Genomic DNA, 23043 nt, shown 5'->3' with positions numbered 1-23043 from the left:
CATGGACCTGCTACTGATCCTGACCTACACGGCCATCTGCGTGGCCATCTTCAAAATCTTCCGTATCCCGCTCAACAAGTGGACCGTGCCCACCGCCGTACTGGGCGGCGTGCTGATCATCGGCACCCTGATCATGCTGATGAACTACAACCATCCCTACTCCGAGATGGCGCGCAACTACTATGTCTCCACCCCGATCGTGCCGCTGGTCAAGGGCCGGGTCATCGAGGTGCCGGTACAGGCCAACCAGCCGGTGAAGAAGGGCGACGTGCTGTTTCGCCTGGATGCCGCCCCCTTCCAGCTGAAGGCAGATAGCCTGACGGCGCGAGTTGAATCCAACCGCAACCACCTCAAGTCCATCGAGGCCAGGTTGCGCTCCGCCAAGCTCGACCGGGATCGCGCCAGCGATCTGATGCGTCGCGGCGTAGGCAAGCAGCGCGACCTCGACGTCACCCAGGCCAACGTGGACGACATCGTGGCCCAGATCGAGCAGCAACAGGCAACGCTGGAAGATCTGCAGGCCCAGCTTGACGAGGCCAAATATCAGGTCGCGCAGACCGTGGTCTATGCCCCGAGCAACGGTCACGTAGTGCAGCTGGCCTTGCGCCCCGGCATGATAGCCACCCCCTACATGTATCGCCCGGTGATGACCTTCATTCACGAGGATGAGAACGCCTATGTAGGCTGGTTCTGGCAGAACAGCATGCAGCGCCTGGCGGTGGGCGATGAGGCCGAGGTGGTGATCGACGGCATCCCCGGCAAGATCTTCCAAGGCAAGGTGACCGCCGTGATCCCGGCCATCGCCGCAGGCAATGTGCAGGCCAACGCCGGCCTGCTGGATCAGACCAGTGCCGTGCGGCCGGGCCGCCTGCCGGTGCTCATCTCCATCACCGACCCCGAGTGGGCCAAGTATCAGGTGATCGCCGGGGCCAGCGGCCAAGCCGCCATCTACACCAAGCACTTCCACCATGTCTCGGTGATGCGCAAGGTGCTGCTGCGCATGGCCAGCTGGATGAACTACGTCTTCCCCTTCCACTAAGCGAAGACGTCATCGCCAGCGGGCCGGCACCATGCCGGCCCGCTGTTTTTTGGCGCCAGGATCCCTATAATGGCGCCATCCTGCACCACCCCATATCGATACCCCAAGCCTGCATGTTCGTTCTCAGACCCTATCAGACCGACGCCGTCAACGCCGTGATCAGCCACTTTCGTCAGCACCCGGATCCCGCCGTGGTGGTGCTGCCCACCGGGGCTGGCAAGAGTCTGGTGATCGCCGAACTGGCCCGCAAGGCGCGCGGCCGGGTGCTGGTGCTGGCCCACGTCAAGGAGCTGGTAGAGCAGAACCACGCCAAGTACGAAGCATGGGGACTCAAGGCCGACATCTTCGCCGCTGGGCTCGCTCGCAAGGAGGCGAGCGCCCAGGTGGTGTTTGGCTCGGTGCAGTCGGTGGCGCGCAATCTGGCTGCCTTCGACGGGGCGTTTTCGCTGCTCATCATCGATGAGTGCCACCGGGTCTCGCTTGATGACGACAGCCAGTACCATCAGGTGATCGAGCATCTCAAGGCCGCCAATCCAGCCCTCAAGATCCTCGGCCTCACCGCCACCCCCTATCGGCTGGGGCTGGGCTGGATCTATCGGCGCCACTACCACGGCATGGTCAAGAGCCACGGTGAGCGCCTGTTCGGCGACTGCGTGTTCGAGCTGCCGCTGCGCTTCATGGTCAAAAACGGCTATCTGACCCCGCCCAGGCTGGTGGATGCCCCCATCGTCCACTACGACTTCAGCAAGCTGGTGGCGCGGGAGAACGGCCTGTTCAGCGAGGCGGATCTCAACGGCGAACTCAAGCGTCAGCAGCGGGTTACCCCCCATATCCTGAGCCAGGTGCTGGAGTATGCGGCCGATCGGCAGGGGGTGATGATCTTCGCCGCCACCGTCGAGCATGCCCGCGAAATTCACGGCCTGCTGGGTGCCAGAGGTCAGCAGGCCGCCCTCATCACCGGCGAGACGCCGGGGCCGGAGCGCGATGCCCTCATCAACGCCTTCAAGGCGCGCGAGCTCAAGTTTCTGGTCAACGTGGCGGTGCTCACCACCGGCTTCGACGCCCCCCACGTGGATCTCATCGTGATGCTCAGACCCACCGAATCGGTGTCGCTCTACCAGCAGATCGTGGGGCGCGGCCTGCGCCTCTCTCCCGGCAAGACGGACTGTCTGGTGCTCGACTACGCCGGCAACAACTTCAACCTGTTCGCCCCCGAGGTGGGGGAGCCTCGCCCCCACGCTGGCACCGAGCCGGTGCAGGTGCCCTGCCCCGCCTGCGGCTTTGCCAACACTTTTTGGGGCAAGACCGACGAGGATGGCAAGGTGATCGAGCACTACGGTCGCCGCTGTCAGGGGCTGTTTGAAGATGACGAGGGCCATCGCGAGGAGTGCGACTACCGCTTTCGCGCCAAGATCTGCCCCGCCTGCGGCAGCGAAAACGACATCGCCGCCCGCCGCTGCCAGAGCTGCGATCAGCTGCTGGTGGATCCTGACGACAAACTCAAAGAGGCGCTCAATCTCAAGGATTGCATGGTCATTCGCTGCGCCGGGCTGACGCTGAGTGCCGGACGTGGCAAACAGGGGGAGCGGCTGGAGGTGGTTTATCACGATGAGGATGGTCTCACCCTCAATGAGTACTTCGGATTTCACTCCCAGGGCGCACGGCGCTTGTTTCAACAGGTCTTTGTGCGTCATCATTGGCCCGCTCCGGGTCTGGAACCCGAATTTGCCACCCTGGCGAGCGTGCTGGCGGCGCAAAGCCAGTTTCGCCACCCCGATTTCGTCATCGCCCGCAAAGCGGGGCGGTTCTGGCAGATAAAAGAGAAGATTTTTGATTATGAGGGTCGCTATCGCACCGCCAACTCGCTGGCGTGATGGCCAGTGGCGACCGGCATAAATCGTATGAATGGCTTTGCCACGGTCGATCCCGCATCGGCGGGTGAAACAAGGTTGAATTGTCAGGGCCGGCACCACTGCCGGGCCCCTTCGTCACGTTTAGAGGATGTTATGCAGCGGCTGTTGATTGGTTTTTGTGCTCTCTTTTCCCTGGCGGCCCAGGCCGCCCCGCTGACGCCCCCTCAGGGTGGCCAGTACGCCATCATAGTGCAGGGCAACAACGGGGTTGAATTTGCCCGCCATGCGGATCAGATGATCGCCCCCGCCTCCACCATGAAGGTACTCACCGCGCTGGCGGCCCGTCTCGAGCTCGGTGCCGACTTCCGCTTTGCCACCGACATTCAGGCTCAGCCCGGCGCCAAACAGGGTGATGCCATCAATGGCGACATCTGGATCAACTTCGTCGGCGACCCCACCCTCTCCCGCATGGATCTGCTGGCCCTGTTCAAGCAGCTTGGCGTGAACCGCATCAAGGGCAACGTCTACGTCAACACCGGCGCCTACAACGGCTACGAGCGCGGCAACGGCTGGTCGTGGGGGGATCAGACTCTCTGCTTCGCCGCCCCGGTCTCGTCGGTGATCATCGACAAGAACTGCGCCTACGGCACCATCACCGCCACCCAGATCGGCAAACCGGCCACCGGCAACGTGGCCACCGGCGTGCCCATCGGCATCGGTGCCGACAACGTGGAGGTGATGAGCTATGGCGACATGGCGCGCCAGTTCTGCGCACTGGAAGTGGACATGGCCAAGGGTAACTTCTACGAGCTCAAGGGCTGCATCACCCCGAACAAGGAGCCGCAGGGGCTGCGTTTCGCCATCCACGACGTGGAGGCTTGGGGTTGGGACAACATCCGCTGGGCGATGGACAGAGCCGGCATCAAGCATGACGGCCTGCTGCGGGTCACCCACAAGTCGCCGGACAATGCCGAGACGCTGGGCACCCACTACTCGGTCTCATTGCCGGTGATGCTGGCCAAGATGCTGAAAAAATCCGACAACCTCTATGCCGATACCTTCCTCAAGACCGTGGGCCGCCACTACTACAACAAGCCGGGCAGCTATCGCAGCGGCACCATGGCGGTGCGCGCCATCCTGACCAAGAACGGCATCGATCTGGGCAACGCTACCCTGGCCGACGGCTCGGGCCTCTCTGCCCACAACCTCATCAGCGCCCGCCAGATGCTGTCGGTGCTGAACTTCATCCAGAAAAATGATGCCGAGCTTGGCCTCATCAAGCTGCTGCCAAGCTCCCAGGTGGACGGCACCCTGGCCTGGCGGCGCAGCGTCACCGCCCCCATGATGAAAAACAAGGTGCATGCCAAGACCGGCACCATCACCGGCACCTCCAACCTGGTGGGCTTCATCGACACCGCCGGCGGCCAGCGCAAGGCCTTCGTGATGTTCCAGCGCGGCCTGTCGCAGGATCCGGCGACCCACGAGCGCTACCGCGCCAGCAAGGCCGCCTGGCCCTGGACCGTGTTCGAGAAGGGAGTGCTGGAGAGCATCTATCAGCAACAGCCGATCCAGATCGCCGATCAGGGCTGAGCTGCCGCAAGGTGATTGATGATGACGGCCGGCGAAGCGCGCCTTATCGAAGATGACGAACGGCTGTATCGACAATTTCCACTTTGACTAGTCACGAGGCGGGGCTATTCTGTCCCCAGCCTCATATGAATGGAGAGAGAACATGTTTGCAGTGATTTTTGGTCGTCCCGGTTGCCCCTATTGTGTCCGTGCCAAGCAGATCGCCGAGCAGCTGGTTGAACAGCGTGACGATTTCAAATTCCGCTACGTGGACATTCACGCCGAAGGCATCACCAAGGAAGATCTGGCCAAGAGCGCCGGCAAGCCGGTCAATACCGTGCCGCAAATCTTCCTGGACGAGCAGCACATCGGTGGCTGCACCGATTTCGAAGCCTATGCCAAAGAGAACCTGGGTCTCTACCAGTAAGCTCACCTTGTGAAAAAGGCGCCATCAGGCGCCTTTTTCATGGTCAATGGTCTGCCTTAGCCGACAACCGGGGTGAAACGGCTCACCACGTCTCCCTGATGCTCGATCCACTCCATGAACATGGCCACCGGGCGGGCGTAGACGGCGCCATCCTGCTCGCTCTGGTAGATCACCAGCTGCTCCCCGGTTTCGGTGTGCAGGGCCAGGGTCAACACCTGATAATACCCACCCTTGAAATGGCGGTAGCGACCAACTGCGGGGGCTTGCATGGGAACTCCTTCGATATCGACACCAGGCGGCGCCAGCATGGCGCGCAGACCACATGCTCTGCTTTTTGGGCTGGCGCCGACAAAAATAATGACATTTTTCACGCAAGCCAATCGTGCCAGCGAGAGTGAATATTTCAACACAGTCGGGTAGCTTTGTTAATCAGCCCCTCATCTTTCACTGGTGAAACTCGGTTACCACAAACGATCGTGCTGAATTTAACGTTTTAGCAACCCTGTTTTAGGGCTAAAAATCAGGGAATTCTACTAAAAAGAGGATTGTTCTAGCATTCAATTCTGTGAAGAATAGGGGAAAAGAAATTTGATACTAAAAAACGCCTTTTTCGCCAACGCGCCCCCAGGGGAAGGAATCACAGTCACCATGTTCACTATCGACAAGTCGCACAAGCTCGACGATGTCTGCTATGACATCCGCGGCCCGGTGCATAAAGAAGCTCGCCGTCTCGAAGACGAAGGCCACCGCATCATCAAGCTCAACATCGGCAACCCGGCCCCGTTCGGTTTCGATGCGCCGGAAGAGATCATCAAGGATGTGATCCTCAACATGCCGCTCAGCCAGGGCTACTGCGACTCCAAGGGGCTGTTCTCGGCCCGCAAGGCGGTGATGCAGTACTACCAGCAGAAAGGGATGCGCAAGGTCGACATCGACGACATCTACATCGGCAACGGTGCCAGCGAGCTCATCGTGATGGCGATGCAGGCGCTGCTCAACAACGGCGACGAGATGCTGGTGCCCTCCCCCGACTATCCACTCTGGACGGCGGCAGTGACCCTCTCCGGCGGCCATGCGGTGCACTATCGCTGCGACGAAGGGGCCGACTGGTATCCGGATCTCGACGACATCCGTGCCCGCATCACCCCGCGCACCCGCGGCCTGGTGCTGATCAACCCCAACAACCCGACTGGCGCCGTCTACGGCAGCGAGTTCCTGCTGGAAGTGATCGAGATCGCCCGCCAGCACAACCTCATCATCTTCGCCGACGAGATCTACGACAAGATCCTCTACGACGACATCTCCCACACCAGCGTCTGCACCCTGTGCGACGATGTGATGGTGGTGACCTTCAACGGCCTCTCCAAGGCCTACCGTGCCTGCGGCTTCCGTCAGGGCTGGATGGTCATTACCGGTCCCAAGGGCCGTGCCAAGGGCTACATCGAGGGGCTGGAGATGCTGGCCTCCATGCGGCTCTGTGCCAACGTACCGATGCAGCACGCCATCCAGACCGCCCTGGGTGGCTACCAGAGCATCAACGAGCTGATCCTGCCGGGCGGCCGTCTGCGCCGCCAGCGCGACAAGGCGTGGGAGCTGCTCAACGACATCCCTGGCGTCTCCTGCGTCAAGCCCAAGGGGGCGCTCTACATGTTCCCGCGCCTCGACCCCAAGGTGTATGACATTCGCGACGACCAGAAGATGGTGTTCGATCTGCTGCAGCAGGAAAAATTGCTGCTGGTGCAGGGCACCGGCTTCAACTGGCCGGCGCCGGATCACTTCCGGCTGGTGTTCCTGCCCCGGGAAGAGGAGCTGGAAGAAGCCATCGGCCGTCTCGCCCGCTTCCTCAAGGGCTACAAGCAGTAAACAAGGCTCATGAAAAAGGCTCCCGCGGGAGCCTTTTTGGTGTCTGTCGTTTTCTAGCCGCGCCATCAGCCGTGCAGCAGGGCACCGGCCACCAGCACCGCCATGGTGATGAGGGCCACCCCGATGATGAAGGGCAGCACCCAGCGCACGAAGCGATCGTAGGGGATCTTGGCCAGCGCCAGCCCCGCCACCAGATGGGCGGCGGTGGGGGCAAACAGGTTGATCCAGCCGGAGGCGGACTGATAGGCGGTGATCACCAAATCCCGCGAGATCCCGGAGAAGTCCGCCAGCGGCCCCATCAGCGGCATGGAGACGGTCGCCAGCCCCGAGGTGGAGGGGATGAAGAAGCTCAGGATGATGTGCACCAGATAGGCCATCAGGATGAACACCGACGACGACAGCCCGCTCACCAGCCCCTCGGCCCAGTGCAGTATGGTGTCGATGATGACGCCATGCTCCATCACCACATAGATGCCGCGAGCCACCGCCACCACCAGCGCCACCCCGATGAGGTCCCGAGCGCCGCTCAGGAAGGTCGCCACGTAGTTGGACTCCGGCATCCGGTTGATCAGCGCAATCAAAATGGAAGCGCTGAAGAACAGGGTGGAGAGCTCGTCAAACCACCAGCCCAGGGTGGGCAGCAGGTCGATACCCAGATCTGACCAGGGCACCACCGCATAGATCATCAACAGGAAGGTGCCGAAGAAGACCAGCATGGTGAGCTTCTGCTTGCCGCTGAAGGCGAGGTTGCCGCTCTTCATCTGGGAGAACTCGTCGTCATAGGCGATGTCGGCCAGCACGGAGCAGGACTTGTCCTGCTGCACCTGCTTGGCGTAGCGCATCACGAACCAGGAGGCGAAGATCACCAGCAGCAGCCACTGCACAACCCTAAGGCCAATCCCCTCACCGATGGGGATGCCGGCAAAACCGGAGGCGATGCCGGTGGCAAACGGGTTGACGGTGGAAGCGAGCACCCCGACCCCGGAGCCGAGCAATATGATCCCTGCCGCCACCATGCGATCGAAGCCCGCCGCCATCATCACCGGCACGATCAGTGCCCAGAAGGCCACCGTCTCCTCCGCCATGCCGAAGGTGGAGCCGCCGAGGGCAAACAGGGCGATCAGCACCGGGATCAGCAGCCGCTCGCGCCCGGCAAAGCCGCGCACTATGGCCCCTACCCCGGCATCCAGTGCGCCGCTCTGCATGGTCACCGCCAGAAAACCGCCGATGATGAGCACGAACAGCGCCACGTCGGCCGCCTTGTGAAAGCCCTGGATCGGCGCCTTGAGCACATCGAATACCCCCTGCGGTTGGGAGGGGAGCTCGGTGTAGCTGCCGGGCACCGGCAACAGCCGCTCGTCGCCGCTGTAGTCGGCCACGGCCGCCGCAGCAATCGGCTGCTGGGTCTTGGCCGTCACGTAGTTGTATTTGCCCGCCGGCAGCACCCAGGTCAGGGCCGCCATCAGGGCGATGATGATGAAAAGCAGGGTATAGACAGTGGGGAGTTGGCGCTTTTTGGGCGCCTCATGTGGAGTGGTCATAGCTTCCGTACCTCGGCAATGCCGTCATGTGATCCGATCACCGCCAGACTAGCGGGTTTGATATGGGAAAAAGGTGATCGCGGATAATAAAATTCCGCAACTTAGCGGGATTTTTGCCAAAAAAACAGGGCCCCGCGGGGCCCTGTTTTCACTTGGGTCAGACTCAGAGCTCGACCACATCGAATTTCACGTCCGGATTCACATCCGCATCGTAATCCACTTCGTCCAGCCCGAAACCGAACAGACGCAGGAACTCCTGCTTGTAACCGGTGTAGTCGGTCAGTTCGGAGAGGTTCTCGCTGGTGATGGACGGCCACAGGTCGCGGCAGGTCTGCTGCACGTCTTCGCGCAGTTCCCAGTCATCCATCCGGATGCGAGCCTGATCGTCCAGCGCCATGTCGGCAGCGTAGAGACGGGTGCGCATCATGCGGTCCACCTGCTCCATGCAGCCTTCGTGAATGCCCTTCTCCTTCATGATCTTGAAGGCCATAGAGATGTAGAGCGGCATCACCGGAATGGCGGAGGAGGCCTGGGTCACCACGGATTTCAGCACGGCCACGTGGGCGGTGCCGCCCTTGGCAGCCAGATCGCCACGGATGGCGGCGGCGGCGCGGTCCAGATCTTCCTTGGCGCGGCCCAGAGTACCGTGCCAGTAGATTGGCCAGGTCAGGTCGGTGCCGATGTAGGAGTAGGCCACGGACTTGGCGCCGTCGGCCAGCACGCCTGCATCGCGCAGGGCCGCCATCCACAGCTCCCAATCCTGACCGCCCATGACGGTGATGGTGTTCTGGATCTCTTCCTCATTCGCCGGCTCGACGGTGGCGGTGATGATCTGATCCTTGTTGGTATCGATGGCGGTGGTGGTGTAGACCTCGCCGATGGGTTTCAGGGCTGAGCGCACCACTTCGCCGGTATCCGGCAACTTGCGCACCGGTGAGGCCAGGGAGTAGACCACCAGATCAATCTGACCCAGATCCTGCTTGATGAGCTCGATCACCTTGGCGCGGCACTCGTTGGAGAAGGCATCGCCGTTGATGCTCTTGGCGTAGAGGCCCGCCTCTTTGGCGGCCTTGTCGAAGGCAGCGGAGTTGTACCAGCCGGCGGTGGCAGTCTTGGTCTCACTGCCGGCTTTTTCGAAGAAGACACCGAGGGTGGCAGCGCCAGAGCCGAAGGCGGCGGCAATGCGGGAAGCCAGGCCATAACCGGTGGAAGCGCCGATCACCAGCACCTTCTTGGGACCATTCTCGATGGTGCCCTTGGCCTTGGTATAAGCGATCTGGCGACGAACATTGGCTTCACAACCGACCGGGTGAGTGGTGGTGCAGATAAAGCCGCGAACCTTGGGTTTGATGATCATATAGGGTCTCGGATCCGTTTAATGGATGAAATCGGGGCATAAGATACCTCATCTTGCCGCGATAAGGTGCTCTGATGTGTTGAATCGCAGGGAAAATGAGCAAAGCGTGGGACAAATGCCGCCCAAGGAGCCTGCCGTCAGCCTGCCGGAGCGGGACCGACCTCCCCGCCCCTCTGTACGGCTTGCCAACATGGCAATATCGATAATGACAAAACAAACAATTAACCCTGATGGCTGAGGCGACGACCAAACAACCTGTACTAGTATTCAGCCGGTCGGGTATTGTCATGAAAGGCCTCACCAGGGTCTTAACAAGGAGCTCCGCCATGTTTTGGAATCGCACGGGTAAAAATGAACAGAGTGAACAAGCGGCACAGATCGCAGAACTTGGCGCCTTTGAGCAGGCCATCCAGTCACGGGTTCCCTATATCGAGTTCACCCCGGAGGGGGTGGTCACCTTCGTCAACGATCGCTTTCTCGCCATCGTGGGCTACACCCGGGAGGAGGTGATCGGCAAGCACCACAGCGCCCTCTGCTTTCCCGAGGACGTGAAAACCCGCGAATATGAGCTGCTGTGGCAGGATCTGCGCAGGGGGGAGTCGCGCAACGGCCGTTTCATCCGGCAGGCCAAATCGGGCAAGGCGGTCTGGCTCGAAGCCAGCTACTTCCCGATCCTCCTCGATGGCAAGGTGATCAAGGTGGCCAAGGTCGCCTCCAACGTCACCGAGCAGCAATCCACCTTGGAACGCAGCCAGGCCCTGCTGGCGGCACTGGACAAATCCCTGGCCGTCATCGACTTCCAGCCCGATGGCACCGTCATCACCGCCAACCAGAATTTCCTGCACTGCTTCGGCTACCGGCTGGACGAGGTGGTGGGCCAGTCCCACCGCATGTTCTGTGACGAGGAGTTCTATCAGCAGAATCCCAACTTCTGGCGGGATCTGGGGACAGGCTCCATCCAGTCGGGGCTCTTCATGCGCCGTGGTCGCCACGGCGAGAAGATCTGGCTGGAGGCCACCTACAACCCCATCTTCAACCACGAGGGCAAGGTGATCAAAATCATCAAGCTGGCGAGCAACATCAGCGAGCGGGTGGAGAAGTCCATCTCGGTGCGCGAAGCGGCCCAGAAGGCCTGCGCCATCGCCGGAGAGACGGTGCTGAGCGCCGCCAGGGGACGGGAGGTGATCGACAAGGTGCTGGAAACCTCGGCCCACATCAACAGCTCGGTCAGTGAAGTCAGCCGGCAGATAGAGAACCTCAACCAGCAATCCAGAAGCATAGAGTCCATCATCTCGACCATCAGCAGCATCGCGGATCAGACCAATCTGCTGGCGCTCAACGCCGCCATCGAGGCGGCCCGCGCCGGCGAGCAGGGCCGCGGGTTTGCGGTGGTGGCCGATGAAGTGCGCCAGCTAGCGGCCAGAACCTCCACCTCCACCGGCGAGATAGTCTCCGTCATCCGACTCAACTCCGACATCACCTCGAGGATCACCCAGACCGTCTCGGTGGTGTCGGACAAGGCGATGGCGGGCCAGGCCCAGGCCGACATCATCGCCGGTGTCATTCAGGAGATCATCGAGGACGCCAACTCGGTGTCGGACACCGTCAAAGGCCTCTCCATCTAGAACACCTCGCCATCACAACACACGGGGCCAGGCCCCGTGTTTTTTATCTTCCGATCAAAGGTCAATCCAGCCCCGACAGATAGTGCCTGGCCTCCTCATCGGCCTGCAGCAGGGCACTCTCCCACAGCTCGGCGATGCAGAGCCCCTCCTCGCCCACCGCTTCCTCTTCCAGCGCCTCCAGTGCCTGTGCATCGGCCAGGGTGAAGGGATGGTGGCCAAGCAGCAGTCGCGCCTGCGCCAGTAACCTCATGTCACTCATGATCCCGCTCCTCGCTGCTACCTGCTCTGACTGTAGTCAATTTGCGGCCATCACAGGCCTGTGGTGGCCGCCGGCATCCGCACACGCCTGGCCGGCAGTTGCCCCACCGCGATCCCCAGCAGCACGGCGCCACAGGCCACCCATTGCAAGGCGTTGAGGGTTTCTCCCAGCAGCAGATAGGCCAGCAGCAGAGTGAACACCGGGATGAGATTGACGTAGGCCGCCGCCAGCGTCACCTTCACCTGGGTCACCGACCAGTTGTAGAGCAGGTAGGCCCCCAGGGTCACGCAGGCACCGAGAAAGACGATGACCGCCATGTCCTGCCAGACCCAGGCCGTCGGCCAGGGTTCGCCAAAGGCAAAGGGGGCGAAGAAGAGGGTGCCGACGAAGGCCTGCAACGCGGTCAGGGTCAACACGCTGTAGCGGCTGCAGAGCTTCTTGAACACCACCGAGTAGGTGGCGGCGCAGAACATGGCCGCCATCTCCAGGCTGTTGCCAAGCAGGGCATTGGGGGCAAATTCATCCGTCCCGCTGCCAAAACCGAGCAGCGCGATGCCGAAGATGGCGATGGCAAAGCCGAGCAACTGGCGGCGGCTAACCCGCTCGCGGATCAGCACGAAGGCCACCAGCGCCACGATGAGCGGCAACAGGGCACAGACCATGCCGGCCTGGCCGGCACTGGTGTAGCGCAGGGCGTTGACCTCCAGCAGGAAATAGAGACAAGGCTCCAGCGCCCCCATCAACGCCAGCCAGCGCCAGTCCCCTTTCTGATAGCGAAAATTGCCGAGATAGCGGTAGCAGCACAGCCAGCAGAGCGCCGCCACGCTCATGCGCATGAACAGCACCTGACCGAAACCCCAGACCCCCAGCACGTGCTTGAGCGCGATGAAGGAGCTGGACCAGAGCAGCATCGCCAGGGTCAGGGTAAAAATGGGTAAAGGGCGCACGTTTCCTCCATGAAATTGGCCATTTGAATAATAACCATGCGGCCTTGCGGTTGTTAAAAGGCACCTAAAATCAGATAATACCGCCGCCTTCACACCGGATAACCAACCTGCAATGACTGAGTACCTGCTTTTATTGGTCGGCACTGTGCTGATTAACAACTTCGTGCTGGTGAAATTCCTCGGCCTGTGCCCCTTCATGGGCGTCTCCGGCAAGCTGGAAACCGCCATCGGCATGGGGCTGGCGACCACCTTCGTGATGACCCTGGCCAGCGCCTGTTCCTATCTGATGGAACACTATATCCTGATCCCGCTGAACATCGCCTACCTGCGCACGCTTGCCTTCATTCTTGTGATCGCCGTCGTGGTTCAGTTTACCGAGATGGTTATCCGCAAAAGCAGCCCCACCCTCTATCGTCTGCTGGGCATCTTCCTGCCGCTCATCACCACCAACTGCGCCGTGCTGGGGGTAGCCCTGCTCAGCATCAACGAGCACCACAATTTCATCCAGAGCATCATCTACGGCTTCGGCGCCGCCACCGGTTTCTCGCTGGTGCTGATCCTGTTTGCCGCCATGCGCGAACGTCTGGTGGCCGCCGACGTCCCAACCCCGTTTCGCGGCGTCTCCATCGCCATGATCACCGCCGGCCTGATGTCGCTGGCCTTTATGGGCTTTACCGGCCTCATCAAGATATAGCGCTATGACTCACATACTCTTTGCCGTTCTGGTGTTGGCTCTGCTGGCTCTGGCCTTCGGCATCATCCTGGGCTTTGCCGCCGTCAAATTTCATGTGGAAGCCGACCCCATCGTCGATCAGCTCGACGCCCTGCTGCCGCAAACCCAGTGCGGCCAGTGCGGCTACCCGGGCTGCAAGCCCTACGCCGAGGCGCTGGCCAATGGCGACCAGATCAACAAGTGCGTGCCAGGTGGCGATGCCACCATGCGCAAGATCGCAGACCTGATGGGGGTCGAACCCCAGCCGCTTGGCGGCGCCGAGGCCGCCGCCCCCATCAAGAAAGTCGCCTTCATTCATGAAGATCAATGCATCGGCTGCACCAAGTGCATCCAGGCCTGTCCGGTCGATGCCATCGTCGGCGCCACCAAGGCGATGCACACCGTCATTGCAGACGAGTGCACCGGCTGCGATCTCTGTGTCGATCCCTGCCCGACCGACTGTATCGAAATGATCCCGGTGCCGACCACGGTCGACAACTGGAAGTGGGATCTGGCCAACGTCGCCATTCCGGTCAAGATAGTGGAATAAGTAACCATGCAGTCCTTACTCGAACGCATCAAAGCCGGCACTCTGTGGGATTTTCACGGCGGCATTCACCCTCCCGAGAACAAAGACCAATCCAGTCTCACCCCGGTGGTGGACGCCGGTCTGCCGCCCCAGCTCATCATCCCGGTACGCCAGCACGCGGGCCCGGCCGGCGACCTGCTGGTGCGGGTCGGCGACAAGGTCAAGAAAGGCCAGCCGCTCACTCGCCATGACAAGGGGCGTTTCGTGCCGGTGCACGCCTCCACCTCCGGCACCATCACCGCCATCGGTCACCACACGGTGGCCCACCCCTCCGGTCTCGACGATCTCTGCATCACCCTCACCCCGGATGGCGAAGATGCCTGGGGCGAGCGTCAGGGCCGCAGCGACTACTGGAATCTGGAGCGGGGCGAGCTGCTCGAACGCATCCAGCAGGCCGGCATCGCGGGTCTCGGCGGCGCCGTGTTCCCGACCCACAGCAAGCTCGATGGCCGCGGTCAGCTGACCGAGATCCTGATCGTCAACGGGCTGGAGTGCGAGCCCTACATCACCACCGATGACCGGCTGATGCAGGAGTATGCCGACGAGATCATGGACGGCATCCGGGTGCTCAAGCACCTGCTCAAGCCCAAGCTGACCCTGATCGGAGTGGAAGACAACAAGCCGGCCGCCATCGGTGAGCTGACTCGTCATGCCACAGACGAAGACGTACTGGTCAAGACAGTGCCCACCAAGTATCCCTCTGGCGGCGCCAAGCAGACCATCGAGCTGCTCACCGGCCGCCAGGTTCCCAAGGGGGGCCGCGCCGTGGACATGGGCATCATGGTGCTCAACGTGGCCACTGTGTTTGCCATCAAGCGCGCCATCATCGACGGCGAGCCGCTCATCTCCCGCATCGTCACCCTCACCGGCGACGCCTTCAAGAAACCGGGCAACGCCTGGGTACTGCTGGGCACCCCGGTGCGCTGGCTGCTGCAGCGTTTCGAGCTGCAGCCCGAGGCGGATCAGCGAGTGATCATGGGCGGCCCCATGATGGGCTTCACCCTGCCCCATGCCATGGTGCCGGTGGTCAAGGCCACCAACTGCCTGCTCTCCCCCACCCGGGCCGAGCTGCCGCCGCCCGGCCCGGAGCAGGCCTGCATTCGCTGCAGCGCCTGTGCCGACGCCTGTCCGGCCAACCTGTTGCCCCAAGAGCTCTACTGGTACAGCCGGGCCAAGGAGTACGACAAGGCCGAGGGGCTCAACCTGTTCGACTGCATCGAGTGCGGCGCCTGTGCCTGGGTCTGCCCGAGCGAGATCCCGCTGGTGCAGTACTACAAGATTGCCAAGGATGACATCCGCGAGGCGCGTGCCGAGGCCGAGAAGGCCGAACGCGCCAAGCAGCGCTTCGAGGCCAAGCAGGCCCGCTTCGAGCGGGAAAAAGCCGCCCGCGAAGCCCGCCATGCCGAGGCTGCCGCCCAGCGTCGCCAGGCCATGACGGCGGCCGGCGGAGAAGATCCGGTAGCCGCGGCACTGGCCCGCATCAAGGCCAAGCAGGACGCAGCACCCGTTGGTGCCAGCGAACTCGCACCGGACAACAGCGCCATGATTGCCGCCCGCGAGGCGCGCAAGCAGGAGGCCATCGCCCGCCGCGCCGCCAAGGCGGCCGCCGGCGAGCCCGGTTCTGCCCAACCCAATGCACCGGCAGCGGATGGGCAGGATGCCAAGAAAGCGGCGATTGCGGCGGCACTGGCGCGTGCCAAGGCCAAAAAAGCGGCTCAGGAGCCAAGCGAAGCAGCGGCTGTGGATAGCCCTGCTGCTGCGCCGCAGCCTGACTCAGCTGCCGACACGGATCCCAAGAAGGCAGCCATTGCTGCCGCCATCGCCCGTGCCAAGGCCAAGAAGGCCGCGCAGGCGCAAGGGGACGCAGCCGTGACCGAAGGTGAAGAGGCCGCCGTGGCAGCCCCTGCAACGGCGCCGCAGCCTGACCCCGCTGCCGATGCGGATCCCAAGAAGGCGGCCATCGCTGCCGCCATCGCCCGTGCCAAGGCCAAGAAGGCCGCTCAGGCGCAAGGGGACGCAGCCGTGGTCGAAAGTGAAGAGGCTGCCGTGGCAGCCCCTGCAACAGCGCCGCAGCCTGACTCAGCCGCCGACGCGGATCCCAAGAAGGCGGCCATCGCTGCTGCCATCGCCCGCGCCAAGGCCAAGAAGGCTGCTCAGGCACAAGGGGACGCAGCCGTGACCGAAGGTGAAGAGGCCGCCGTGGCCGTCCCTGCAACAGCGCCGCAGCCTGACTCAGCTGCCGACGCAGATCCCAAGAAGGCCGCCATTGCTGCCGCCATCGCCCGTGCCAAGGCCAAGAAGGCCGCTCAGGCGCAAGGTGAGGAGGCCGTTGCCAAGCCCGCAGAGGTGCATGACGAGGAGGCCACTGCCAAACCCGAGGTGACCACAGTGGCGGCACCGGCTGCCGATGCGTCGCAGCCAGCCGCCGATGCGGATCCCAAGAAAGCGGCCATTGCCGCCGCCGTGGCCCGTGCCAAGGCCCGCAAACTGGCGGCCGAGGCAGCAGCCCAGGCCTCTCCTTCTCCATCGACCGACAAGAGCCACTGATCCATGTTCAATATCGCGAGTGCGCCGTTTGCCCACAACCGCAAACAGACCCAAACCCTGATGTTGCTGGTGATCCTGGCCTGCCTGCCCGGTTTTCTGGCGCAGAGCTGGTTCTTTGGCTGGGGCACCCTGATCCAGATCCTGCTGGCGCTGGTCACGGCGCTGGCCTCGGAGGCGCTGGTGCTGCGCCTGCGCGGACGCCCCGTCAAACCGGCCCTGCTGGATGGCAGCGCGGCCCTGACCGCCGTGCTGATTGGTCTCTCCCTGCCGCCGCTGCTGCCCTGGTGGATGCTGGTGCTGGGCACGGCGTTTGCCATCATCATCGCCAAGCACCTCTACGGCGGGCTGGGTCAAAACCTGTTCAACCCCGCCATGGTGGCCTATGTGCTGCTGCTGGTCTCCTTCCCGGTACAGATGACCAGCTGGCTGCCGCCCTCCAGCATCGCCGCCTATGACATCGGCTTTGGCGATGCGGCCTCGGTGATCTTCACCGGCTTCAGCCTCGACGGTTACAGCATGGCGCAGCTCAAGCAGGGGGTGGATGGGTTGACCATGGCCACGCCGCTCGACACCCTGAAAACCGGGCTGACTCAGGGCCTCACCGCTGGCGAGGTGATGACCCACACCGTCTTCGAAGGCTGGGGCGGTATCGGCTGGAGCTGGGTCAATCTCGGCTACCTGCTGGGCGGCCTGTTCCTGCTGCAGCAGAAGGTGATCAACTGGCGCATTCCGGGGGCTATCCTCGGTTCCTTGCTGCTGGCGGCCACCCTGGGTTATCTGATCACCCCGGATGCCACCGCCACCCCCATGTTCCACCTGTTCAGCGGCGCCACCATGCTGGGGGCCTTCTTCATCGCCACCGATCCGGTGAGTGCCAGTACCACCCCGCGCGGCCGCCTGGTCTATGGCGTGCTCATCGGCGTGCTGGTCTATGTCATCCGCCGCTTTGGCGGCTACCCGGATGCCTTCGCCTTTGCCGTGCTGCTGGCCAACCTGTGCGTACCGCTGATCGACAGCCTGACCCGCCCGAAAGTCTACGGAGCCCGTCGCAAATGACCCTCGCGCACACCTCACCCTCAGGAATGATGCAATGTTAAAGAGCATGCGCAAAAACGGCGTCACTCTCGCCCTGTTTGCCCTCGCCTGCACCGCCGTGGTGGTGCTGACCAACGAGCTGACCCAGGGGCGGATCGCCCATCAGCAGCAGCTGGAGAAGCTGCGCACCCTCTCAGCCCTGCTGCCGGAGGGGAGCTATGACAACGATCTGGTCGCCAGCTGCAAGCGGGTGCAGAGCCGACGCTATCTGGGCAGCGATCAAGCCATGCCGCTCTACACCGCCACCAAGCAGGGCGAAATCACCGGTTACGCGCTGGAAACCGTCGCCCCCGACGGCTACAGTGGGGCCATTCGCCTCATCGTGGGCACCGATGCCAAGGGCGCCGTGAGCGCGGTGCGGGTGTTGGCCCACAAGGAAACCCCCGGCCTTGGCGACAAGATCGAGCTGAAGAAGTCGGACTGGATCAACAGCTTCGTCGGCAAGTTTCTCAGCCACGACAACGAGGCCAGCTGGGCCGTGAAGAAAGACGGCGGCGAGTTCGACGCCTTCACCGGCGCCACCATCACCCCCCGGGCGGTGGTCAAGGCGGTGAAGAACCTGTTGCTGCTGCAACAGGAGCACCCAGAGTTGCTGCGCGACGCCCCCGCCTGTGACGCCACCCCCTAACGCCGGAGCACAAGCTATGGAACAAGTCGATGTGATTGACGGGCAGAGCCCGCTCAGCGAGAGCAATGGCCGCCGCGAAGAGCTCAAGGAGCTGATGCTGCAGGGGCTGTGGAAGAACAACCCCTCCCTGGTACAGGTGCTGGGCCTCTGCCCCACCCTGGCGGTCTCCTCCACCTTCACCAATGCGCTGGGGCTCGGCCTTGCCACCATGGCGGTGCTGGTCAGTTCCAACCTCGCCATCTCGCTGGTGCGCAACCTGGTGCCCAAGGATATCCGCATCCCGGTCTACGTGATGATCATCGCGGCGCTGGTGACCAGCGTGCAGTTGCTGATGAACGCCTACACCTACGGCCTCTATCAGGCGCTCGGCATCTTCATCGCCCTCATCGTCACCAACTGTGTCATCATCGGCCGGGCCGAGGCCTATGCATCCAAGAACCCGCCGCTGCTGGCGGCCCTCGACGGCTTCATGATGGGGCTGGGCTTTACTCTGGTGCTGCTGGTGCTGGGTGGGCTGCGCGAGATCATCGGCATGGGCACTTTGTTCGACGGTGCCGACCTGCTGCTGGGAGAGTGGGCCAAGTCATTGCGCATCGAGCTGTTCCACGCCGATGCCAGCCTGCTGCTGGCAATCCTGCCCCCTGGCGGCTTCATCGGCCTCGGTCTGATGATCGCCGGCAAGAACGCCATCAACGACTGGATGGGTCGCAAGCAGAGCGCCGAGAAGGCCCACTGCAGCGTGCCGGCCGCGGGTGCCCGCGCGACCCAGCTCTGAGCCAAGAGAGAGCCATGAACAATCAGAAACGTAGGCAGATACTGGAGCGACTGCGGGACGACAACCCCCACCCCACCACCGAGCTCAACTTCAAGACGCCGTTCGAGCTGCTAATCGCCGTGCTGCTGTCGGCCCAGGCCACCGATGTCAGCGTCAACAAGGCCACCGACAAGCTCTACCCGGTGGCCAACACCCCCCAGGCCATGCTGGAACTGGGGGTGGACGGGGTCAAGGAGTACATCAAGACCATTGGCCTGTTCAACACCAAGGCCGAGAACGTCATCAAGACCTGCGCCATCCTGCTGGAGCGTCACGGTGGCGAGGTGCCGGAGAACCGCGAGGCCCTCGAAGCCCTGCCCGGGGTCGGCCGCAAGACCGCCAACGTGGTGCTAAACACCGCCTTCGGCTGGCCCACCATCGCCGTCGATACCCATATCTTCCGGGTTTCCAACCGTACCGGCTTTGCGGTGGGCAAGAACGTCGATCAGGTGGAGGAGAAGCTGCTCAAGGTAGTCCCCGCCGAGTTCAAGCTGGACGTGCACCACTGGCTGATCCTGCACGGGCGCTACACCTGTCTGGCTCGCAAACCGCGCTGCGGTTCCTGTATCATAGAGGACTTGTGCGAGTACAAGGAGAAGGTCTACCCGGAGAGCTGAACACGGCTGCCGGCTCGCATGCGGCGCAGCCATGGCGCCGCTCCTGGCGAGCACGGGCTTGAGCCAAGCGCCGGTATCCGCCACCCTGAGCGGCACCAATACCACAAGAACCACTACCCGGAGAATTGAGCAATGAGAATCCTGCATACCATGTTGCGCGTCGGCGATCTGCAACGCTCCATCGACTTCTATACCCGAGTGCTGGGGATGAAACTGCTGCGCAAGAGCGAGAACAGCGAATACAAGTACACCCTGGCCTTCGTCGGCTACGGTGACGAGAAAGATGAAGCGGTGATCGAGCTCACCTACAACTGGGGTGTCAGCGAGTACGAGCTGGGCTCGGCCTACGGTCACATCGCGCTGGAAGCGGACGACATCTATGCCACCTGCGAGGCGCTGCGCGCCGCCGGCGCCAAGATCACCCGCGAGCCGGGCCCGGTCAAGGGCGGCACCACCGTCATCGCCTTCGTGGAAGATCCGGACGGTTACAAGATTGAGCTGATCGCCAAGAAGGATGCTGGCAGCGGCCTCGGCGACAGCGTCTAAACTAGCCTGATCCCCAGAAAAACCAAAAGAGCGCCAAGGCGCTCTTTTTTATGGATTCGTTTTCCTCAGATGGCGCCGTTACGGCCCATGTTGATCACCACCCGCCGGTTCTTGGCACGACCATCTTCGGTTTCGTTGGAGGCGACGTGCTGCTTCTCGCCGTGCCCCTCCACCGAAATCTTGCCGGGTTCGATGCCCAGATCCACAAACACCTTCTTGATGGCATCGGCCCGTTTCTCGGAGAGCTTCTGGTTCGGCCAGCGGCCGCCATAACTGTCGCTGTAGGCGTCGATCACCACCACGTCGATGCTCTTGTCCACCTTCACATACTCGCCGATCATCGCCAGCCGCCGCTTGGAGGCCAGCGACAGCTCGTCACTGTTCTTGTCATAGGTGAGCACGCTGAAGGCGATGTCGTTGAAACTGTAGGGCAGCAGGCCATTGAGGCAATCCACGAAGGCCTGATACTTGACCCGGAAGTTGACCGAGGAGAGCGAGACCCGCACCGGTCGATTCTGCCGATACCAGTCGCGGTACTGGAAGGTCGGCATGCGACCCCCTTCCAGCTCGTCCAGCATGGTCCAGGCGGTCTGTCCCTCCACCAGCCCGTCAAACTGCTGGTAAAAGCGCAGTTGGCTCACTTCCCGCCCGGCGATGCCGGGGCGCCAGACCGGCGGCATGATGCCCAGGCTGACCGTCTGGGTCTGGGCCTGCTGGCGCAGCCCCTTGAGCTCGAAATCCAGGTTGATCTTGCGACCGGCGCGGCTGACGAATGCCCCCGTTCCCCAGTTGGGGATGGGGTGCTCGAGCCGGCACTCCACCTGGGTGTCGGAGGTCAAGCGCCAGACGGATTGATCCAGGCCGGCACCGAATTCGGTGACTCCCGCCTGTAACTGCATACTCACGGATATGCTGACCAACCCCAACATCCAAGCGTTCAACTGCCTGCCCTCCACACGATCTCAGGTTAGATATCGGCAGGGGCAGGACAAGCTTTAGGGCAAACCGATCAGTGGGTCGAGGCGGCGTCCATCAGTTTGAAGCGAGCGATACGCCCCGCCAGCTCCCGCGCCAGCTGATCCAGCTCGGCGCTGTTTTGCTGCAGGGTTTCCGAGTGCTGGCGATGCGCCTCGTACACCTCGCGAATGGTCATCACGTTGTGCTGAATGTCGTCGGTGACATAGCGCTGCTCCTCGGTGGCGGTGGCCACCTGAGCGGTCATGTCGCTCACCTTGCGCACCTCGTTGACGATGTCGGTCAGCTCGCTGCCCGCCCGCTTGGCCTCGGTCACGCTCAGCCCCGCCTGCTCAGTCCCCAGGTGCATGGCGGTCACCGCCTGATTGGCCCCCTGTCGCAGCCGCACCAGCATCCGCTCTATGTCGTCGGCGGCCTGCTGGGTGCGCGACGCCAGCGCCCGCACCTCTTCCGCCACCACCGCAAAACCGCGGCCGGATTCGCCGGCGCGAGCCGCCTCGATGGCGGCGTTGAGGGCCAGCAGGTTGGTGCGATCCGAGATCTGTTTGATGAGGTTGAGCGCCTCGCCCACCGATTCGGTGTCCTGATGCAGGCTGTCCACCAGCTGCTGGGTATCACTCAAGGTACCCGCGACCTGCTGGATGGCATCGATGGTCTGATCCACCTCTTTGTCACCCTGCCGGGCCCGGCCGATGGCCTGTTGGGTCGCCAGCGAGGTCTGAGTCGCGTTGCGCGCGATCTCGGCCACCGTCGAGGCCATCTCGGTGGCGGCCGTCGCCACCAGATCCACCTGGCCAAACCCCTTGGCCACCCCGGCGTTGACTTCGGCAATGACGTTGGCCGAGGCGGCGGCACTGCGGGCCAGCACCTCGCAGGAGCGGCGCACCGCCAGCATCAGCCCCTCCAGATGTTCGAGGAAGTGGTTCAGATCCCGCGACAGCGCACCCAGCTCATCACCGGAGTGCCAGTTGACCCGCACCGTCAGATCGTTCTCCTGCACCAGCCGCTTGAAGGTATGGTGCAGGGCCATGAAGCCCAGGTGCAGATCTCGCACCACCCGCCAGCAGACGAAGCTGGTGAGCAGCACGCACAGCAGAACCCCGGTGGCAGCCCACCAGAAGTCGCTGGCACTCTTCGCCCGCATCTGATCCACCCGCTCGGACAACTGCTGATAGAGGCGGTCTTCGCTCTCCTTGAGCAGGCTGATCTTGTCGGTGCTCAAGGCAAACCAGGCCTCGGCATCCACCCCGAAGCCGCCGCTGGCCGCCTTGTCCAGCGCCAGCTTCTCCATGGCGGCCACCTTGCTCACCACCGGCGAGGCCAGGCTGTCGGCCAGCAGCTGGCGCTGGGAGGGGCTCGCCACCGCCTGGAAACGCTCGAGATAGGTATTCTGGGCCGCCAACAGGGAGATGAACTGCTGCAACAGCACCGGCGTGAAGCTGTCGCGGCCGAACACGTTGCTTAAGGTTGCCCGCTCCAACCCCATCCGCTCCTTGCTCTGCAGGAAGGCGGCATAGGCATTGGTCTGCAGCGCTATGGTGGCATCCCGGCTATTGATGCTGATCTGATCCACCACCGCCAGCAACTGGGTGATCATCCGGGTATAGAAGCTGACCTGCTCCGCCACCTCGACCCCCAGCGCACTGACCCGCTCGCGCATGGCGGTGAGCCCGGCCAGCTCCTGCTGCACCTCTTTGAGCGCCAGCAGGGCGGGATCCTCACGAAAGCGCTGCAGCAGGGTATCGACCTGCTTGCGCTGCACCGGCAGGGCATCGCGAAACTTGTTGCCACCGGAACCCAGGAAGCCGGCCGACATGCCACGCTCCTTTTGCAGCTCGTGGGCCAGCTGCGCTGCTTCCCGTACCACCGCCAGTGCGGCCTGAGCCTGACTCATCTCCTGCTCGACCCGATAACGCTCATAGACGTATCGACCGGAGAAGAACAGCAAGGCCAGCAGTGGCAGGCAGACCACCAGCAACATCTTGTGCGCCAATCCCAGCTTCTTCATCGTTGCTCCCCATTCCATTGTTGAAGTGGTCA

Annotated in this window: 21 protein-coding genes and 1 pseudogene; 15 read left to right on the top strand and 7 right to left on the bottom strand. The window is 62.7% G+C overall.

Annotation, left to right across the window (positions count from 1 at the left end; genetic code table 11):
- Window position 1 precedes the first annotated feature (1 nt).
- From PG900_RS00355 to PG900_RS00340, 4 genes are all read left to right on the top strand, one after another.
- The gene (locus PG900_RS00355) at window positions 2–1039 is read left to right on the top strand and encodes an HlyD family secretion protein (RefSeq protein ID WP_270830663.1); all 1038 of its coding nucleotides are present in this window, start codon (window positions 2–4) and stop codon (window positions 1037–1039) included.
- A 113-nt stretch (window positions 1040–1152) separates the two neighbouring features.
- Complete coding sequence (locus PG900_RS00350; RefSeq protein WP_270830662.1) at window positions 1153–2913, top strand: DEAD/DEAH box helicase; 1761 nt, start codon at window positions 1153–1155, stop codon at window positions 2911–2913.
- Between the two features lie 132 nt (window positions 2914–3045).
- Window positions 3046–4482, top strand: coding sequence for a D-alanyl-D-alanine carboxypeptidase/D-alanyl-D-alanine endopeptidase (gene dacB / locus PG900_RS00345; protein WP_011706441.1), 1437 nt, complete (start codon window positions 3046–3048; stop codon window positions 4480–4482).
- Between the two features lie 142 nt (window positions 4483–4624).
- Entirely contained in the window at window positions 4625–4888 is a 264-nt protein-coding gene (locus PG900_RS00340; protein WP_010633640.1) for a GrxA family glutaredoxin, read from the top strand.
- Window positions 4889–4944: 56 nt separating this feature from the next.
- Here PG900_RS00340 and PG900_RS00335 read toward each other — a convergent pair whose 3' ends face one another.
- Window positions 4945–5157, bottom strand: a complete 213-nt coding sequence (locus tag PG900_RS00335; protein WP_042064508.1) for a DUF1653 domain-containing protein — start codon at window positions 5155–5157, stop codon at window positions 4945–4947.
- A 379-nt stretch (window positions 5158–5536) separates the two neighbouring features.
- Between PG900_RS00335 and PG900_RS00330 the strand changes: the two genes are divergently transcribed.
- A complete protein-coding gene (locus tag PG900_RS00330) occupies window positions 5537–6751 on the top strand; it encodes a pyridoxal phosphate-dependent aminotransferase (protein ID WP_011706443.1) in 1215 nt (404 codons plus the stop codon).
- Between the two features lie 65 nt (window positions 6752–6816).
- Here PG900_RS00330 and PG900_RS00325 read toward each other — a convergent pair whose 3' ends face one another.
- Both PG900_RS00325 and fabV read right to left on the bottom strand, forming a co-directional pair.
- A complete protein-coding gene (locus PG900_RS00325) occupies window positions 6817–8292 on the bottom strand; it encodes a YfcC family protein (protein ID WP_264098529.1) in 1476 nt (491 codons plus the stop codon).
- A 163-nt stretch (window positions 8293–8455) separates the two neighbouring features.
- Window positions 8456–9649 (bottom strand): enoyl-ACP reductase FabV, encoded by a 1194-nt coding sequence (gene fabV / locus PG900_RS00320; RefSeq protein WP_029300362.1) that lies wholly within the window; start codon window positions 9647–9649, stop codon window positions 8456–8458.
- A gap of 230 nt (window positions 9650–9879) precedes the next feature.
- On the opposite strand from fabV, the pseudogene PG900_RS23030 reads away from it, so the two are divergent.
- Window positions 9880–10734, top strand: a pseudogene (locus PG900_RS23030) (PAS domain-containing protein); the annotation flags it as partial.
- Between the two features lie 6 nt (window positions 10735–10740).
- Window positions 10741–11274 carry a methyl-accepting chemotaxis protein gene (locus PG900_RS23025; protein ID WP_256821952.1) on the top strand — a complete coding sequence of 178 codons (534 nt, stop codon included), beginning with the start codon at window positions 10741–10743 and terminating at the stop codon, window positions 11272–11274.
- Between the two features lie 61 nt (window positions 11275–11335).
- On the opposite strand, the gene PG900_RS00310 is transcribed toward PG900_RS23025, so the two are convergent.
- Together PG900_RS00310 and PG900_RS00305 are read right to left on the bottom strand one after the other, a co-directional pair.
- Window positions 11336–11533 (bottom strand): hypothetical protein, encoded by a 198-nt coding sequence (locus PG900_RS00310; RefSeq protein WP_270830660.1) that lies wholly within the window; start codon window positions 11531–11533, stop codon window positions 11336–11338.
- Window positions 11534–11583: 50 nt separating this feature from the next.
- The gene (locus tag PG900_RS00305; RefSeq protein WP_270830659.1) at window positions 11584–12480 is read right to left on the bottom strand and encodes a DMT family transporter; all 897 of its coding nucleotides are present in this window, start codon (window positions 12478–12480) and stop codon (window positions 11584–11586) included.
- 112 nt (window positions 12481–12592) lie between these two features.
- Between PG900_RS00305 and rsxA the strand changes: the two genes are divergently transcribed.
- The 8 genes from rsxA (at window position 12593) to gloA (ending at window position 20028) form a co-directional block, all read left to right on the top strand.
- Complete coding sequence (gene rsxA / locus PG900_RS00300; RefSeq protein WP_005302262.1) at window positions 12593–13174, top strand: electron transport complex subunit RsxA; 582 nt, start codon at window positions 12593–12595, stop codon at window positions 13172–13174.
- 4 nt (window positions 13175–13178) lie between these two features.
- Entirely contained in the window at window positions 13179–13742 is a 564-nt protein-coding gene (gene rsxB, locus PG900_RS00295) for an electron transport complex subunit RsxB (protein WP_011706450.1), read from the top strand.
- Between the two features lie 6 nt (window positions 13743–13748).
- A complete protein-coding gene (gene rsxC / locus PG900_RS00290) occupies window positions 13749–16328 on the top strand; it encodes an electron transport complex subunit RsxC (protein WP_270830658.1) in 2580 nt (859 codons plus the stop codon).
- 3 nt (window positions 16329–16331) lie between these two features.
- Window positions 16332–17384, top strand: coding sequence for an electron transport complex subunit RsxD (gene rsxD / locus PG900_RS00285; protein WP_257688419.1), 1053 nt, complete (start codon window positions 16332–16334; stop codon window positions 17382–17384).
- Between the two features lie 34 nt (window positions 17385–17418).
- The gene (rsxG, locus tag PG900_RS00280) at window positions 17419–18051 is read left to right on the top strand and encodes an electron transport complex subunit RsxG (protein WP_264098534.1); all 633 of its coding nucleotides are present in this window, start codon (window positions 17419–17421) and stop codon (window positions 18049–18051) included.
- Between the two features lie 16 nt (window positions 18052–18067).
- Window positions 18068–18826 carry an electron transport complex subunit E gene (locus tag PG900_RS00275; RefSeq protein WP_024944880.1) on the top strand — a complete coding sequence of 253 codons (759 nt, stop codon included), beginning with the start codon at window positions 18068–18070 and terminating at the stop codon, window positions 18824–18826.
- Between the two features lie 14 nt (window positions 18827–18840).
- Window positions 18841–19482 (top strand): endonuclease III, encoded by a 642-nt coding sequence (gene nth / locus PG900_RS00270; protein WP_017408071.1) that lies wholly within the window; start codon window positions 18841–18843, stop codon window positions 19480–19482.
- Window positions 19483–19614: 132 nt separating this feature from the next.
- Complete coding sequence (gloA, locus tag PG900_RS00265; RefSeq protein WP_016351107.1) at window positions 19615–20028, top strand: lactoylglutathione lyase; 414 nt, start codon at window positions 19615–19617, stop codon at window positions 20026–20028.
- 65 nt (window positions 20029–20093) lie between these two features.
- On the opposite strand, the gene PG900_RS00260 is transcribed toward gloA, so the two are convergent.
- Window positions 20094–20969: a flagellar protein MotY gene (locus PG900_RS00260; RefSeq protein ID WP_024944879.1), complete on the bottom strand. Its 876-nt coding sequence runs from the start codon at window positions 20967–20969 to the stop codon at window positions 20094–20096.
- Between the two features lie 68 nt (window positions 20970–21037).
- Window positions 21038–23011, bottom strand: coding sequence for a methyl-accepting chemotaxis protein (locus PG900_RS00255; protein ID WP_118880951.1), 1974 nt, complete (start codon window positions 23009–23011; stop codon window positions 21038–21040).
- Window positions 23012–23043: the final 32 nt, after the last annotated feature.

Origin of the sequence: Aeromonas sp. QDB03 (assembly GCF_027707985.1) — a bacterium.
Taxonomy (GTDB): domain Bacteria; phylum Pseudomonadota; class Gammaproteobacteria; order Enterobacterales; family Aeromonadaceae; genus Aeromonas; species Aeromonas hydrophila.
This window is presented reverse-complemented; position numbering and strand designations above follow the sequence as displayed.